The sequence below is a fragment of the Rudaea sp. genome, from assembly GCF_057139185.1.
The window spans coordinates 11,703-26,872 of sequence record NZ_DBNHDN010000031.1; the positions used below are offsets into that span (position 1 = coordinate 11,703).

Annotated in this window: 13 protein-coding genes; 3 read left to right on the forward strand and 10 right to left on the reverse strand. The window is 65.6% G+C overall.

Features of this window, described 5'->3' with window-relative positions:
* Positions 1-2 precede the first annotated feature (2 nt).
* From AC16HO_RS10715 to acs, 7 genes are all read right to left on the reverse strand, one after another.
* The gene (locus tag AC16HO_RS10715; RefSeq protein ID WP_395643358.1) at positions 3-749 is read right to left on the reverse strand and encodes a pyridoxine 5'-phosphate synthase; all 747 of its coding nucleotides are present in this window, start codon (positions 747-749) and stop codon (positions 3-5) included.
* Between the two features lie 24 nt (positions 750-773).
* Entirely contained in the window at positions 774-2,390 is a 1,617-nt protein-coding gene (locus AC16HO_RS10720; protein WP_484335429.1) for a serine hydrolase domain-containing protein, read from the reverse strand.
* Positions 2,391-2,609: 219 nt separating this feature from the next.
* Complete coding sequence (locus AC16HO_RS10725) at positions 2,610-3,578, reverse strand: PDZ domain-containing protein (RefSeq protein ID WP_395643356.1); 969 nt, start codon at positions 3,576-3,578, stop codon at positions 2,610-2,612.
* Positions 3,579-3,592: 14 nt separating this feature from the next.
* The gene (locus tag AC16HO_RS10730; RefSeq protein WP_395643355.1) at positions 3,593-4,099 is read right to left on the reverse strand and encodes a hypothetical protein; all 507 of its coding nucleotides are present in this window, start codon (positions 4,097-4,099) and stop codon (positions 3,593-3,595) included.
* Positions 4,100-4,102: 3 nt separating this feature from the next.
* Complete coding sequence (locus tag AC16HO_RS10735) at positions 4,103-4,687, reverse strand: RNA polymerase sigma factor (RefSeq protein WP_395643354.1); 585 nt, start codon at positions 4,685-4,687, stop codon at positions 4,103-4,105.
* Positions 4,688-4,692: 5 nt separating this feature from the next.
* Positions 4,693-5,394 (reverse strand): 4'-phosphopantetheinyl transferase family protein, encoded by a 702-nt coding sequence (locus AC16HO_RS10740; RefSeq protein WP_395643353.1) that lies wholly within the window; start codon positions 5,392-5,394, stop codon positions 4,693-4,695.
* 38 nt (positions 5,395-5,432) lie between these two features.
* The gene (gene acs / locus AC16HO_RS10745) at positions 5,433-7,373 is read right to left on the reverse strand and encodes an acetate--CoA ligase (protein WP_395643352.1); all 1,941 of its coding nucleotides are present in this window, start codon (positions 7,371-7,373) and stop codon (positions 5,433-5,435) included.
* A gap of 205 nt (positions 7,374-7,578) precedes the next feature.
* Between acs and AC16HO_RS10750 the strand changes: the two genes are divergently transcribed.
* Complete coding sequence (locus AC16HO_RS10750; protein WP_395643351.1) at positions 7,579-9,246, forward strand: MFS transporter; 1,668 nt, start codon at positions 7,579-7,581, stop codon at positions 9,244-9,246.
* 108 nt (positions 9,247-9,354) lie between these two features.
* Here the strand turns inward: AC16HO_RS10750 and AC16HO_RS10755 are convergent, their stop codons facing one another.
* Both AC16HO_RS10755 and AC16HO_RS10760 read right to left on the reverse strand, forming a co-directional pair.
* Positions 9,355-9,603, reverse strand: a complete 249-nt coding sequence (locus AC16HO_RS10755) for a GlsB/YeaQ/YmgE family stress response membrane protein (protein ID WP_395643350.1) — start codon at positions 9,601-9,603, stop codon at positions 9,355-9,357.
* An 82-nt stretch (positions 9,604-9,685) separates the two neighbouring features.
* Positions 9,686-9,988: a hypothetical protein gene (locus AC16HO_RS10760; RefSeq protein ID WP_395643349.1), complete on the reverse strand. Its 303-nt coding sequence runs from the start codon at positions 9,986-9,988 to the stop codon at positions 9,686-9,688.
* A gap of 177 nt (positions 9,989-10,165) precedes the next feature.
* On the opposite strand from AC16HO_RS10760, the gene AC16HO_RS10765 reads away from it, so the two are divergent.
* Both AC16HO_RS10765 and AC16HO_RS10770 read left to right on the forward strand, forming a co-directional pair.
* Entirely contained in the window at positions 10,166-10,789 is a 624-nt protein-coding gene (locus tag AC16HO_RS10765) for a DUF4126 domain-containing protein (RefSeq protein WP_395643348.1), read from the forward strand.
* A gap of 123 nt (positions 10,790-10,912) precedes the next feature.
* On the forward strand, positions 10,913-12,409 hold the full coding sequence (locus AC16HO_RS10770) for a S10 family peptidase (RefSeq protein WP_407075138.1): 1,497 nt from the start codon (positions 10,913-10,915) through the stop codon (positions 12,407-12,409).
* Positions 12,410-12,435: 26 nt separating this feature from the next.
* Here AC16HO_RS10770 and galA read toward each other — a convergent pair whose 3' ends face one another.
* Entirely contained in the window at positions 12,436-14,976 is a 2,541-nt protein-coding gene (gene galA, locus AC16HO_RS10775) for a beta-galactosidase GalA (RefSeq protein WP_395643346.1), read from the reverse strand.
* Positions 14,977-15,170: the final 194 nt, after the last annotated feature.

Sequence of the window (15,170 nt, forward strand, 5' to 3'; positions counted from 1 at the left end):
GCTCAGCCTGCAAGGATGCGCAGATAGGCCTTCACTGTCGCATCGAGGCCCGTGTACAGGGCTTCGCCAATCAAGGCGTGCCCAATCGATACTTCGGCAAGTTGTGGAATCGCTGCCTTGAACGGGCCAAGGTTGGCCTGATTCAGATCGTGCCCCGCATTCACCCCGAGTCCGGCCGCGATTGCGCGTTCCGCACACGTCGCGCATTGGACCAGTTCGCGCGCGCATTCGCCGCGCGCGAACGCTTCTGCGTAGGGGCCGGTATAGATTTCGATGCGATCGGCACCGATGTCGCTCGCGCGTGCGACATCGGCGCAGTCCATGTCGACGAACAGGCTGACGCGTGCTCCGACGAGCTTCAGTTCGGCGATCAGCGGACGCAGACGCGCCGCGTCCGCGCGCAGATCGAAGCCGTGATCCGAAGTCAGTTGCGCATCGCCGTCGGGCACCAGGGTCACCTGCGTCGGCCGCGTCTCCTCGACGAGCTTGAGTAAGCCGGGATAGCTGCCGCGCGCTGCGGCGAAACCGTTGCCTTCGATGTTGTACTCGACGCGCTCGCCGATTCGCGCCTTCAGCGCGCGCACATCGTCGGGTCGGATGTGGCGCTGGTCCGGCCGCGGATGCACGGTGATGCCGGCAGCACCAGCCACGATGCAGGCGGCGGCTGCCACACCGACGTCCGGCTCGGAGCCGCCGCGCGAGTTGCGCAGCACGGCGATCTTGTTGATGTTGACGCTGAGGCGGGTCATCGGCGGAAATCTCGGGAGAGGGGGTTACCGCAGCGGCATGGCTTCACGCGTCGTTCCGGCGAGCTCGAGGCGGAGCTTCGCGACTCGTCCGTCCGCACCGCGCACAAGGCGCAGGTCGAGCGTGCCTTCGGCATCCGTGAAGCGATCGGCAGCATAAGCAAAAATACTTCGCCGCTCGCCCTGCGTCCATTGCAGGGTCAGCCCTTGCGCGGACGGCGCGATACGCAGCCAGTTCGCGTCGTCGAGGCGATAGTCGCCTGCCGCCGCGACACGCGTAGCCGTGGGTATCGTGATTGGCGCGCGCGCAAGCCGGGGTGCGCGAGTGCTCAGGCGTGTGGCGCTGACGTTGGTGCCACCCGCGTGCAGCACGAGGCCGTTTACCGCGCCGATGCCGCGCATGAAAGTCACGCCAAAAGCACTGCTGTCGGTAATGAAGACATCCTTGTCGGCCGGTCGCAGGCGCCGCGGAAATTCGCCGGGCAACTGCAGGCTCAACGCGTTCGCCGCGACACGGACGACGGCCTCGCTGCCCGCTGCAATCTGGTACAGGCCGGGATACTCGTCGAGCCGATTGTCGGCAGTGGCATTGGCCGCGTGCGCCACCGACGGCGGTGCGTCGTCGCCGAGCCAGGCGATGCCGAGTGCGGCAACGTCTTCGGAGGAGTTGCCGAGCAGGACGATTGCCCGCTGCCGGTCGGTGCGGAAGCCGATGAAGCTAGCAAACCCGGCGGTACGGCTTGCGCGCCAGACCAACGGCCAGGTCGTGGCACCATCGATCTTCTCGCGAACATTCCAGCCGAAGCCGATTTGATCGGCAGGGCCGGCTGCCCGCGGCTGCCGCGCAAGCAGCAATGCGGCGCGCAGGGGCGAGTTCTCCGGCGTCAAATTGTGCTGCAGGAAGGCAAGCATGTCCGGCAGGCTGGCGCGCAGACCGGCGGCACCCGCAAGGACGCCGTAGTGCCAGTGCGGAACGATCGCGCCATGCGCATGTCCCGACAAGAGATCCGGGTCGTCCGCGAACGAAACATGGCGCAGGTCGAGGGGAACCAATACCTTGTCCGTGAGTGCCTGCGCGTAAGCTGTCCGGTAAACGCGTCCGAGCAGATGGCCGAGCAGGCCGGCGTCGAGTATGGAATAGGAATAGGCCGCTTCCGCGGCTTCGCCGGCGCCGCGCTGAAAAGCGAGCAGGGCGAGCAAGTCTTCCCCCGCATAGCCCGCATAGGGATCGTCGAGGTCGTCGGGAAACAGATTTGCCGGCTGCCCGGGCAGCACCGAATGTTGCGAAGCCAGTTGCGCGAGCGTGATCTTGCCCAGGCGCGCGTCCGCAAACGGAAAGCGCTCGGGCAGGAACTTCTCGACCGGATCGGCAAGCCGCAGCTTGCCTTCGACGGCGGCCTGCGCCAGCAAGATGCCGGTGAATACTTCAGTGACTGCGCCGAGCTCGAACAGACTGGCATCGTCGGCCGGCTTCGATTGCGCGTCGCCGCGCCGGCCGAAATAGAATGTGTTGCTGCGCTTGCCGTCGATCACGCCGACTGCGACGCTGGCGTACGCTCCGTCGGCGACGCCATGGGCAATCGCTTCGGTGAATGCGGGTGAAAGCAGCGGTGGTTCGGCCGGTTCGCGTGCTGCTGCTGGCATCGATGCGCACAACAGGACGGCCCACACCACACTCGTCCAGGATAGCTGCGTGCAGAGAAAACCCATGCGCCAAGAATAGCGCATGGGTCGTAATCGAAAGGAGTGTGACGATCAAAGTTCCACGTCCCTGTGGAGGAGACCCTGTGGGGGAGTGCGTACTCAGACACGCAGGCCCGACGAAAGTTCGGCGCCTGGCGCGCACCCTGCGACAGGGTCAGCTTATGGACAGGTTTCCGCCACTTCCTTCCAAACCACCGGGTCCCAGTAACCGCCGCTGTTGAATTCGTTTGCGCGCCCCTCGTTGTAGTGCGCGGCAATCATTAGTGTCGTGTTCGGCTTGACCGTGACGGTCAGCGGCTTGGGCTTGCCGCGGAAGTTCAGCGCGGCGAGTTCGGAAACGCCGACCAGGCGCCGGGTCGGAATCTGCTCGCGCACGAGCAACTCGTGCGTCCCGGCGGCAACCCGATAGCTTCTCGCGCCGCTCGGTCCGGGCGTGGTGCCGTCGACGAGTTCGACCGTCGCGCCGAACAACTGCTGCTGGCGAGGGGCCAGATCCTGCAGGCTGATGCGCCCGCAGCCGCTTGTCGGGCCCGCCGCATTCGTTTCGACCGCCGCAACGCCGAGCACGACATGCAGCGCCGGCAATTGCACGCTCTGCAGCGGCCCGTTCAGCGCAAGCTCGGCGCCGCCGCGGCGCACGCCGAGTTGTATGGTCGCGTCGGAGGGCAGCGCATCGATGCTCGATTTCAGGCTCGAGGCGGCGAGCGCGCGACCGTCCGCGTCGGCGCCGAGCTCGCGCAGCGAGTGGCCGTTCACCGCGACGAGCACGTCGCCCGGACGCACGCCCAGGCGCTCGGCGGTACCGTCCGGCGTCGTACCGAGCACGCGCAGGCCGTCGCGCGCGTTCGCCGCACTCGTCGCATCGACGAGCAGGCCGAGGTTGACCAGGCGTTGCGCCGGCACCGCAACGTCGAGGTTGGTCTGTTCCGGATGTGCGCCGAGCGCGCCGGTCGTGGCCAGACGCATGAGGGCCTGCTGCATCTCCTCACGCACGTGTTGGGCGACGAGGGGCGAGACGCTGCCGGCATCGCTGGTGATCGTGGCCAGCGCCTGCGGCGCGGCCGTGTCGGCCGCGAGGGTGGCGTTGGTGAAACCGCACAGGGCGATCAAACCGAGAATGCGCAGCATGGCGAAAGTCCTCATCAAATGCGGATCAGGGTCAACTGTTCCTTGCGTGCCGCGATCAGCGTGTCGAGCAGCTCGCTGCGGCGTTTCCACAACGGCACGAGTTGATTGGCATCGCTCTTGTGTTCGTAGACTGCCTGCAGGCGACGGTCGATCTCGGCGAGCTCGCTCGTCGCCGGATCGGTACGGAAAGCGGCAGCAGTCGCGATCGGCAGGTGATCGTCGTGTTCGATAGCCAGCAATTGCAGTTCCAACGCCTGCGCACGCGCCTGCCAGTCGATTTCGGTGCCGCGCTCCGGCGCGGACGTCATCGGCTGCGTGCCATGCAGCAGGAACGCACCGACCAGCGCCAAGCCGAGCACCCCGCCCCCGGCCAGGCGCCGCCAGCGGCGCCACCGGACGCGCACGTCATGCGCGACCTCGATGCGTGCCCACAAGTCGGCAGCCGGTTCGGGTTGCGCCGCGACGATCTGGCGCAGAATCGCCGTCGTCTCCGGTGTGGGTTGCGATTCGATGGTTGGCATGACTCAAGCCTCCGCATCCGGCGTGGCGGCGGCATGCAGCCGCTGCAACCCGCGCGCGAGGATCGACTTCGAATAGCTCTCGCTCTGTCCGAACAACTTTGCGATCTCCGTGTGCGTATAGCCTTCCAGCTCGTGCAGCACGACGACCGCGCGTGCGCGCGGCGGCAGGCGTTGCAGCAAGGCGGCAGCATCCAGTTTTTGTGCCGAATTCGTCGCGCAGGCCTCGCTTGCGGCGAACATCGCTTCGGGATCGGCATCGACGAAGCGCTTATTGCGGCGCAGCTGATCGACCGTCGCGTTGGCGGTCATGCGCTTGAGCCACGCGCCGAACGGTGCATCGCCGCGATAGCTGCGTATGCTGTCGATCAGTTTCAAGAACACCTCCTGGACCAAATCCTCGGCGTGCGCGGCGTTGCCGGTCAGCCGCAGCGCCAGACCGTAGCAGGGCCGGCCGAACTGCACGTACAGTGTCGCGAACGCCTGCATGTCGCCGCGCTGCGCGCGCGCGAGCACGCTGGCGTCGACGATCTGCGCAAAACCGGAAAGGCTGCCGAGGCCGCCCGAGTCGGTGTTCGCGCCGTTATTCATCGCCGTCAAGACGTGCAAGACACGCGAATCGTCGCAGCCGCATCGGCATCGGTGGCGACGAAAGCGCGCAGGCGCATGTCCGGCCCACGCCAGCCCAGGGCACCGGTGATACCCGCATGCGGCGACAGGCGCACCAGCCGCCATTGCTCGGGCGTTCCCGCTTGCGCGTCGAGGTGCACCAGGCGTCGGGTTGCGCCTTCGACATCGAGTTCGAAGCCGACCCGGTCGAGGCCGAAGGCAATGCCGCGACCGATCGCCTTGAGCACGGCCTCCTTCGCGCTCCACAACTCGATGAACTTGTCTGCGAGTCGAGCGGCCGGCAGCCGCGCCAGCGCGGCCGCTTCGTCGGCGGTGAAGTAGCGTTGCGCGATTTGTAGATACGGTCGCGCACGCGCACCGCTTTCGATGTCGACGCCGAGCGCCTGCCTGCGACTCAGGCCGATCAGCAGCACCTCGCCGCTGTGCGAAACATTGAATTGCAGCGCCGCGTCGATGAGATGGGGTTTGCCCGCGGCGTTGCGCCCGATGCGCAGGGCGCCGGCATCGACGCCAAGGTAGGCTGCGAGCGTCTCTCGCAGGCAATGCGTCGCGCCGGATTTCCCCCCAGCGGAACCATGCAGTGGAAAAATCCACAAATGGATTTCGTCGTCGTCGAGCTCGAGCGGCGGCGTGGCGCTGGTGAAATCCGATGGGGCAAGCGTGCGCATGGCCCATGCTTGGCCATGCGGCGTTTGTCGTCAAGCGTTCAACGGACCAGACGCGTGTCGACCAGGTTTTTCACCACCGACGGATCCGCCAGCGTGGAAATGTCGCCGAGCTGCTCGGGTGCGTTCTCGGCGATCTTGCGCAGGATGCGGCGCATGATCTTGCCGGAGCGGGTCTTCGGCAGGCCGGGTGCCCATTGCAGATGGTCGGGCGTGGCGATCGGGCCGATCTCCTTGCGTACGTGGACGATCAGTTCCTTCTTCAGTGCATCGGTACCTTCGATTCCGGCCTTTAGCGTGACGTAGGCATAGATACCCTGGCCCTTGATATCGTGCGGGCAGCCGACCACGGCGGCCTCGGCGACGGCGTGATGGCCGACGAGGGCGCTTTCGACCTCGGCCGTGCCGATGCGGTGGCCGGAAACGTTGATCACGTCGTCGACGCGGCCGGTGATCCAGTAGTAGCCGTCGGCGTCGCGTCGCGCGCCGTCGCCGGTGAAGTAGCTGCCCGGATAGGTCTTGAAATAGGTCTCGATGAAACGCTCGTGGTCGCCGTACACGGTGCGCATCTGTCCCGGCCACGAATCGGTGAGGATCAGGTTGCCTTCGCCCTCGCCCTCGAGTACGGTGCCATTCGCGTCGACCAGCGCCGGCGTTATGCCGAAGAACGGTTTGGTCGCCGAACCGGGCTTGGTCGCGATGGCGCCGGGCAGCGGCGTGATCAAAATTCCGCCGGTTTCGGTCTGCCACCAGGTGTCGACGATCGGGCAGCGGCCATCGCCGACGACGTGGTAGTACCACTCCCAGGCCTCGGGATTGATCGGTTCACCGACCGAGCCCAACAGGCGCAAGGAAGTCCGCCGGGTTTTCTTCACCGGCGCTTCGCCCTCGCGCATCAATGAACGGATCGCCGTCGGCGCGGTATAGAACAGCGTCACCTGATGCTTGTCGATCACTTCCCAGAAGCGCGACACGTCCGGGTAATTGGGAATGCCTTCGAACATCAACGAAGTCGCGCCGTTGGCGAGGGGGCCGTAGACGATGTAGCTGTGTCCGGTCACCCAACCGACATCGGCGGTGCACCAGTAGACGTCGTCTTCGCGCAGGTCGAACACGCATTCGTGCGTGTAGCTGACGAACACGCCGTAACCGCCGGTCGTGTGCAACACGCCTTTCGGTTTGCCGGTCGAGCCGGACGTGTAGAGGATGAACAACGGATCCTCGGCGTCCATCGCCTCGGGCGGACAATCGGTGCTCTGTTCCGCGACCAACGCATCCCACCAGCGGTCACGCGGCGCCTGCATGTTGACCGGCGCGCCCGTGCGTCTGACCACGAGTACGGTCTCCACGCTGTTCGTGCCGGGCCGCTTCAGCGCCTCGTCGACGTTGACCTTGAGCGGTACCTTCTTGCCGCCGCGCAAGCCCTCGTCCGCGGTGATGACGATCTTGGAGGCGCAGTCGGCAATGCGTCCGGCGATCGAGTCGGGCGAGAAGCCGCCGAACACGACCGAATGGGTCGCGCCGATGCGCGCGCAGGCGAGCATCGCCACCGCCGCCTCGGGAATCATCGGCAGGTAGATCGTCACGCGATCGCCCTTCTTCACACCGAGATTCTTGAGCAAATTCGCCGCGCGGCAGACCTGTTCGTGCAGTTCGCGATAGCTCACCCGCCGGGATTCGGACGGATCGTCGCCCTCCCACAGGATGGCGGTCTTGTCACCGCGCGTAGCCAGATGTCTGTCCAGGCAATTTGCCGAGAGGTTGAGCGTGCCGTCTTGGTACCAGCGGATGTGCAGGTTCTTCGTGTCGAAGGACACGTCCTTGACCTTCGTGTACGGACGGATCCAGTCGAGGCGCTGGCCGACCCGGCCCCAGAAGCGCTCGGGGTCCTGCACCGATTCGGCATAGTCCTTCTCGTAGTCGGCAGCGTTGACGCGCGCCTTCGCGGCGACATCCGCGTGCACAGGATAAATCTTGGACATGGCTCTACCCTTTCTTCCTGCATGGCATGGTTGGGGAACTTTGCCGCTTTTTGCCCCCGCCGAAATCGGACCTTCGTCCAACTGACTGTGTCTTTTGCCTGTGACGATACTGCGAGACGTGATTCTACGCTCACGGCACTGAGTTGCGTGGCGCCGGGACCAGGGAATCGGCACTACAAACCAACAACGATCGGGGAGAAGACGAATGGCTACGACTATGCAAGGCAGCGCGGCGCCGCTGACCGGCGAACATGTGCGCGTGATCGGCGCGTCCAGTCTCGGCACCGTGTTCGAATGGTACGACTTCTATCTGTACGGGTCGCTGGCGCCGATCATCGCGACGCACTTCTTCTCTTCGCTCGCGCCCGGCGCGGCCTTCGTCATGGCCCTGCTCACCTTTGCCGCCGGCTTCGCGGTGCGCCCGTTCGGCGCACTCGTGTTCGGCCGCCTTGGCGACCTGATCGGGCGCAAGTACACGTTCCTGATCACGATCGCGATCATGGGCGTTTCGACACTCGCGGTCGGCCTGCTGCCAACCTACAACACGATCGGCATCGCCGCGCCGGTTCTGCTCGTGCTGCTGCGTTGCCTGCAGGGCCTTGCCCTCGGTGGCGAGTACGGTGGTGCCGCGACCTACGTCGCCGAACACGCGCCGCCGGGTAGACGCGGCCTGTACACGAGCTTCATCCAGACCACGGCCACGGTCGGCCTGTTCCTGTCCCTGCTCGTGATCCTGGTTACGCGCACCAGCGTCGGCGAGGATGCGTTCAAGGCGTTCTACTGGCGCTTGCCGTTTGTTATTTCGTTGCTGCTGCTGATCGTGTCGCTGTGGATCCGCCTGAAGCTCAATGAGTCGCCGCTGTTCCAGCAGATGAAGGCAGAGGGCAAGGGCTCGAAGGCGCCGCTTGCCGAGAGCTTCGGCAACTGGGCGAACGGCAAGATCGTCCTGCTCGCGCTGCTTGGCGCGACCGCAGGTCAGGCCGTGGTCTGGTACGCCGGCCAGTTCTACGCGCTGTTTTTCCTGACTCAGACCCTCAAGGTCGATGCGGTGAGTGCAAACCTGCTCATCGCCGCGGCGTTGGTGATTGCCACGGCGGGTTTCATTTTCTTCGGCTGGTTGTCGGACCGCATCGGGCGCAAACCGATCATCATGGCCGGTTGTCTGCTTGCTGCGCTGACCTATTTCCCGATCTTCAAGGGGTTGACCCACTATGCCAACCCCGCGCTCGAGGCCGCCGCGGCGAAGTCGCCTGCCGTCGTCGTCGCTGATCCGAAGGACTGCGCGTTCCAGTTCGTGCCCGGCGAGCTCAAGGGCCAGATCAAGTTCACCAGCTCCTGCGACGTGCTCAAGAACCTGCTCAACGCGCGCAGCGTCAACTACGCCAATGAAGTCGCGCCCGCGGGCTCGCTCGCAAGCGTGCGCTTGGGGTCGACCACGGTTTCCAGCGTTGACTCGAAGACCCTGACGCCGGATGAAGCCAAGGCGGCACAGGCCAAGCTTGCAGCGGACGTGACTGCGGCGATCGATGCGGCCGGCTATCCCACGGCAGCCGATCCGGCGCAGATGAACAAGCCGATGGTGCTGTTGTTGCTCACCATCCTCGTGCTCTACGTGACCATGGTCTACGGCCCGATCGCGGCGTGGCTGGTCGAGATGTTCCCGACGCGCATCCGCTACACCTCGATGAGCCTGCCCTATCACATCGGCAATGGCTGGTTCGGCGGATTCCTGCCGACCACCGCGTTCGCGCTGGTGCTGGCGACAGGCAACATCTACTCGGGCCTGTGGTACCCGGTGATCATCGCGCTCGCAACCTTCGTCATCGGTTCGTTGTTCCTGCGCGAGACGAAAGACGTCGATATCACGAAGTGATTCGATTCGCCTTCCGATCCGCATCTTCCCATCGAGGACAACCCCGAAAACAAAGGCCGGAAGCTCGCGCTTCCGGCCTTTGTGCTTGCAGCAAAGCCGCGCCGCCGACTACGCCCGTTTCACCAGGCGGATGACCAGCAGCAGGATGATTGCGCCGATCGCCGAGGTGATGATCTGGCCGATGATGCCGCCACCGATCGAGAAGTTCAGCACGTGTGCGCACAGCCATCCGGCGATCAGGCCGCCGACGATGCCGACGATGATGTCACCGATCAAACCGAATCCGCCCCCTTTCACGACGACGCCGGCCAACCAGCCGGCGATGCCGCCCACGATCAGATAAATGATGAACTCCATACCGTGCTCCCGGATAGCGGTCGGTCGACCGCAGCACCATTGTGCGCCTCAAGCCGGGGTTGTCAAAACGCAGCGCAATAATTCACGTCGTGCGTTCCGGATCCGCAACGGCATCCGCATCCGGCGCGATCGCGGATGAACGCGATGCGGCGGTCGCCGACCTGGCGAGGTTCGCCTTCGCGCGCATCGCGCGGATTTCCGGATCGACGATCAGCGCGACCTCCGGCTGTGCGGTCAGCGCGATTCGCGCCGCGGCAAGCGCGAGGCCGAAACCGAGCAGCCCGGCGCAGCCGAGGATCAGGCCGACGCCCATGAGGCTCGGTGAGGAGGTCGTGAAGGCGACGGCAAATCCGGCTATGGCGACGATGAGCAAGATCCAGCGCATGGGCGTTCCCTCCTGCCGCAAAGGTTGCCACAAGATGCGGCCCGTGGCGAAGGCGAGGCGGTGCAGCGGCGGCATTTGCGCGACCAGTGGCGACCGGGCCATCGATCATGGCTGGTTCATCGATTCGCACTAGAATGACGCGGTCGGTGTCGTGTCCTGCAAGCGAGGGGGGGGATCATGGAACATCTGCAACAGCTTGCGCTCGCCAGCGGCCTGGCCTGGGCCAGTGGCATTCGTCTGTACGCGGCGATCTTCATCGTCGGCCTGATGGCCCGGCTCGGCTACGTGCATCTGCCGGCCGACCTGGCCCTTCTCGAGCACAACTGGGTGCTCGGCGCCTCGGGCGTCATGCTTGTCGCCGAATTCCTCGCCGACAAGGTGCCCGGTTTCGATTCGATCTGGGACAGCGTGCATACCTTTATCCGCATCCCCATCGGCGCGATGCTGGCCTGGGGCGCCATGGGCGATCAAGGCCCGGCCATGCAGATGGCCGCCGGAATCCTCGGCGGCGCCATTGCCGGCGGAACCCATCTGGCCAAGGCAGGCGCGCGCGCGGCGATCAACACCTCGCCCGAGCCGTTCAGCAACTGGACCGCGAGCGCGAGCGAAGACGGCGTGCTGCTCGGCGGCCTCTGGCTCGTGTTTGCGCATCCGGCCGCGTTTCTCGTCCTGCTCATGCTGTTTCTGGTGCTGGCAATCTGGATGCTGCCGAAATTGTTCCGCTACCTCGCGCGCATCTGGCGTGGATTGGGCGGCGGCGGCGGCACGCCTGCGCCCGCGCCGAGACTGCCATCGCCCTGAGCGAAAACGCCGGCGTTTTTTTTCCGCAACCCATGCTTTCGGCACATGGCGAGTGCCCCGCGCTTGCTATGCTGTGCGATCGTTTCTCCTCGATGCCAGCAGGGTGCCGCCATGTCGTTGGGTTTGCCGAAACTTCTCGTTGCTGCCGCGCTGGGCGCGGTTCTGCTCGCGCCACCGCTGCGCGCCGATGACGGTGCCCGGGACGCAGCCAAGGAAGCCGCCGCCAAGCCGGACGAAAGCAAGCTGCCGCCCTTCCCTGCCGACAGGACGGTGAAGCAGACAACGACGATCGGTGGCAAGACGATAAGCTACGACGCCACAGTCGGCTCGCTGCCCGTGCTCGACGACAAGGGCAAGATCATCGCCGATGTGATGTTTGTCGCCTACACCGTGCCCGGCAAGGCGCGACCGGTAACCTTCGCACTCAATGGCGGGCCAGGCGCATCCTCGGTGTACCTCAACCTCGGCGCGCTCGGACCCAAGCGCGTGCAGTTCGGCGCCGAGGGCAACTCGCCGTCCGATCCGGCGACGCCCATCGACAACCCGGGCTCGTGGCTCGACTTCACCGACCTCGTCTTCATCGATCCGGTCGGCACCGGTTTCTCGCGCTCGCGCGTCGGCGAGGACGAGACGAAGAAAAAGTTCTACTCGACCCAGGCCGACATCGAATATCTCTCGCGCATCATCTATGACTGGCTGGTCAAGAACGATCGCCTGATGTCGCGCAAATATCTCGTCGGCGAAAGCTACGGCGGCTTCCGTGGGCCGCGCATCACGCACTACCTGCAGACACGCCTCGGCGTGGCGATGAACGGCAACGTGCTCGTCTCGCCCTATCTCGATCCCGGTGCGCAGAACGACAACGGCGATCTCTCACCGCTGCCGTGGATGCTGACTCTGCCGAGCATCGCCGCGGCGAATCTCGAGCGCCAGGGCAAACTCAGCGAGGCGACCATGGCGCAGGTGATCGACTACACGCGTGGCGACTATGTCGTGGATCTGTTGAAAGGTCGCTCCGATCCGCAGGCGGGCGAACGCATCGTCAAGCGCGTCACCGAGCTGTCCGGGCTCGATCCGGTGTTCGTGCGTCGCGCTGGCGGGCGCCTGGAGACGCAGGCGTTCCTGCGCGAGGTGTTTCGCAACGAAGGCAAGCTCGGCAGCCGCTACGATTCCAACGTCACCGAATGGGATCCGTTTCCGTTCTCGCCCGACCAGCGCACCAACGACCCGTTGCTGGATTCGATCATCGCGCCGACCACAACGGCGATGGTCGACTTCATCACGCGCACCGTCGGCTGGAAGTACATCGGACGCTACAGCGCGCTTTCCTACGACGTGAACCGTCTCTGGGACCGCAAGGGCGAAGAGCGCGGTTCGGTGCAGGAGCTGCGTCAGTCGGTCGCCATCGATCCGAAGCTGCAGGTGCTGATCGTGCACGGCTGGGGCGACCTGTCCTGCCCGTTCATGGCATCCAAACTCATCGTCGACCAGATGCCGTTGATGGGCGACCCGGCCCGCGTGCAAGTCAAGGAGTATCCGGGCGGTCACATGTTCTACAGTCGCGGCGACAGCCAGCAGGCGCTGCGCCGCGACGTGATGGCGATGTACGAGAAGCATTGAAACGTGCGCTGGTGCAGCGCCGGCGACTAGGTGACGTGGGCTCGCCCGGTCGCCGCCTGCACGGGAATATCGAGTACCGCATTGCGCAGGCCGGCGGACGTGGCCTCGATGCGCAGCGTGCCGGTGCTGCGCCCGGTCGCGACAATGGCCATGCACAGGCCGTTGAACGCGCGCCGCGAAGCGGCCCTGTCCGGCTCGTGGCTCGCGGGGTCGCCGTTGCCGACGCCGAGCAGGCGGCCCGCGCCGCTCACCTTGAAGTCGACGACGTTGCCGGCCGTGGGCACGCTGCGGCCTTGCGCGTCGACGATTTCCACCGCGACGACGCACGTATCCTCGGCATCGGCGAGCAGGGCCGTGCGCTCGGTGCGCAGAACGATGCGCGCGGCTGCACCGCTCGTCTCGCGGCGTTCGCGCGCGACCTGCTTGCCGCCGCGATAGCCGCGCGCCTCGATGTTGCCGGAGGCGTACTTCACGCGCCATTCGACGTGGCCGTGGCGCGGCACCTGCAGGCGCCCCTGGCTTTTGCCGTTGACCAGCAGCTCGACTTCCTCGAGATTGCTGTGACACCACACCTCGACCATGCCGTTGGCCGCCTCAGGCAGCACGCTGTCCCAGTTCCAGTGCGGGAACAGGTGCAGCACTGGTTCGTGCGTCCACTGCGCGCGGTAGTACCAGTAGTTGTCTTTCGGAAATCCGCAGGAATCGAAGATGCCGAACTGGGAGGCGACATTCGGCCAGTGGTTGTACGGCGTCGGTTCGCCGCGGTAGTCGAAACCGGTCCAGACGAAACCGCCGGCGATGTAGGCGCGCTCGGCGACGTACGACCACCATGATTCGGCGTTCGATCCCCACGATGGGTAGTCGAGGTCGTAGGCGCGCGCATACTCCTTGGCGTCGTCGGTCCGGTAATTGCCGCGCACCGCAACGGTGCTCGCGGTTTCACTGCCATAGACCGGAATGCGCGGGAAGCGTGCGTGGAAATCACCCATCTGGTTGGTGCGGTAGTTGAAGCCGACGACGTCGACGACCTGGCCGACGCCGTGCTCCCAGCCATTGTCCATCGCGAACGTTGTGGGGCGGGTCGGATCGAGTCTGCGCACCCGACGCTGCATGCTGGCGACGATGCGTGCGCCGCGTTCGCTGACCATCTCCGGCTCTTCGTTGCCAAGTGACCACGCCACGATGCAAGGATGGTTGCGATCGCGCCGGATCATGCGTTCGAGCTCGTCCATCGCTTCGGCGCCGGAGGACATGCGTCGAGTTTCCGCGATGACGAGCATGCCGAGGCGGTCGCACAGGTCAAGCAGTGCGGGCGTCGCCGGATTGTGCGAGCTGCGCAAGGCGTTGCTGCCCATCGACTTCAGCCGTTCGATGCGCCATTCGTGCAGGCGGTCCGGAATTGCCGTGCCGACGCCGGCGTGGTCCTGATGGTTGCAGGTGCCGAGCAGCTTCAGCGCTGCGCCGTTGAGCAGGAAACCGCGCTCCGCGTCGAACGCGATCGAACGGATGCCGAAACTGGTCTCGATGACATCGTGCAGCGCGTTGGCGCTGCGCACTTCGGCGACGAGGCGATACAAATGCGGTGTATCGGGTGACCACAGCGCGGGCGCGGCTAGGTTGACGTGTTGCTCGACGCAACGCGATTCGCCGGCGGGCACGTCGACACCGATGGGCGCGAGCCTGGCGGCGACCTTGCCGTCCGGCGCGTACACGGTCCACGCGACCGTGCAGGCAAGTGCATCGCTGCCGTCGTTGCGCACCGCGCTGTCGACGCGGCAGTCCGCGCCGCTGCCGCGCGGTTCGCAGCGCACGCTCGTGCCGGTCTGAGGCAAGTGCAGTGGGGAGTTCTTGCGCAGCCACAGGTGGCGATAGATGCCGGCGCCTTCGTAGAACCAGCCCTCGCCGAGGCTTGCGTCGACGCGCACCGCGATGACGTTGCTGCCGCCGTAGTCGAGCAGGTCGGTCAGATCGACCTCGAAGCCGATGTAGCCGCTCGCGTTGCGTCCGGCGACGTGGCCGTTGCAGAACACGATGCAGTCGCGGAACACGCCGTCGAACTCGAGCACGACGCGCTTGCCGAGGTCACCCGCGGGAATCTCCAGCATGCGCCGATACCAGCCGATGCTCGTCTCGGGAAATTCACGGCCCAGCGGCCGGTAACCGTGCGCCGCAGCGGGATCGTCGCCCGTCTTGGGTGCACGCGGATTGGGCACGAACGGCAGGGTGACGGCCCAGTCGTGGGGCAGGTCGATCGCCTCCCAGCCGGTGTCGTCGAAGCCCGGCATCGCAGCGTCGGCGGTGTCCTTGCCGGCCTTGGCGTAGGTGCGCTGGTACGTGCCGAAGTTGAAGTCTTTTGCCGGATCCTCGGCATGTCCGAGATGGAAGCGCCAGCCGAAATCGAACAACAGCCGCTCGCGCGTTGCCGGCGTCGGCACGGCGGACGTTGCGGTGCCGGCGCCGGCCGCCGCGGCGGTCGTGGCGCCGGTAGCGATCGATGCGGGCAGTGCCGTGCCCGCGCCCGCGGCGAACATCGCCTGCAGCAGTTCGCGTCGCGTGAGCTCAGTCATGCCGGGGAGTATAGGCGTGGTGCATGATGGCGATGGCCGCAAGCTGTTCGCTACCGCGATCGAAGTCGAAGAACGCCGCGTCTTCCCACGAGGAGCCGCAGCCCCCACGCGTTTCGCATCGGCCGACTTCAGCGTCCACGGGTAGGCGCGTACGGATGAACGCTGCGCACTGACGCGGACAGGAATGGTGCAAC

Excerpts from the sequence above, each read along its gene's own strand:
- AC16HO_RS10715 (WP_395643358.1), bottom strand. The coding sequence starts at position 749 with ATGACCCGCCTCAGCGTCAACATCAACAAGATCGCCGTGCTGCGCAAC.
- AC16HO_RS10720 (WP_484335429.1), bottom strand. The coding sequence starts at position 2,390 with ATGCCAGCAGCAGCACGCGAACCGGCCGAACCACCGCTGCTTTCACCC.
- AC16HO_RS10725 (WP_395643356.1), bottom strand. The coding sequence starts at position 3,578 with ATGCTGCGCATTCTCGGTTTGATCGCCCTGTGCGGTTTCACCAACGCC.
- AC16HO_RS10730 (WP_395643355.1), bottom strand. The coding sequence starts at position 4,099 with ATGCCAACCATCGAATCGCAACCCACACCGGAGACGACGGCGATTCTG.
- AC16HO_RS10735 (WP_395643354.1), bottom strand. The coding sequence starts at position 4,687 with ATGAATAACGGCGCGAACACCGACTCGGGCGGCCTCGGCAGCCTTTCC.
- AC16HO_RS10740 (WP_395643353.1), bottom strand. The coding sequence starts at position 5,394 with ATGCGCACGCTTGCCCCATCGGATTTCACCAGCGCCACGCCGCCGCTC.
- acs (WP_395643352.1), bottom strand. The coding sequence starts at position 7,373 with ATGTCCAAGATTTATCCTGTGCACGCGGATGTCGCCGCGAAGGCGCGC.
- AC16HO_RS10750 (WP_395643351.1), top strand. The coding sequence starts at position 7,579 with ATGGCTACGACTATGCAAGGCAGCGCGGCGCCGCTGACCGGCGAACAT.
- AC16HO_RS10755 (WP_395643350.1), bottom strand. The coding sequence starts at position 9,603 with ATGGAGTTCATCATTTATCTGATCGTGGGCGGCATCGCCGGCTGGTTG.
- AC16HO_RS10760 (WP_395643349.1), bottom strand. The coding sequence starts at position 9,988 with ATGCGCTGGATCTTGCTCATCGTCGCCATAGCCGGATTTGCCGTCGCC.
- AC16HO_RS10765 (WP_395643348.1), top strand. The coding sequence starts at position 10,166 with ATGGAACATCTGCAACAGCTTGCGCTCGCCAGCGGCCTGGCCTGGGCC.
- galA (WP_395643346.1), bottom strand. The coding sequence starts at position 14,976 with ATGACTGAGCTCACGCGACGCGAACTGCTGCAGGCGATGTTCGCCGCG.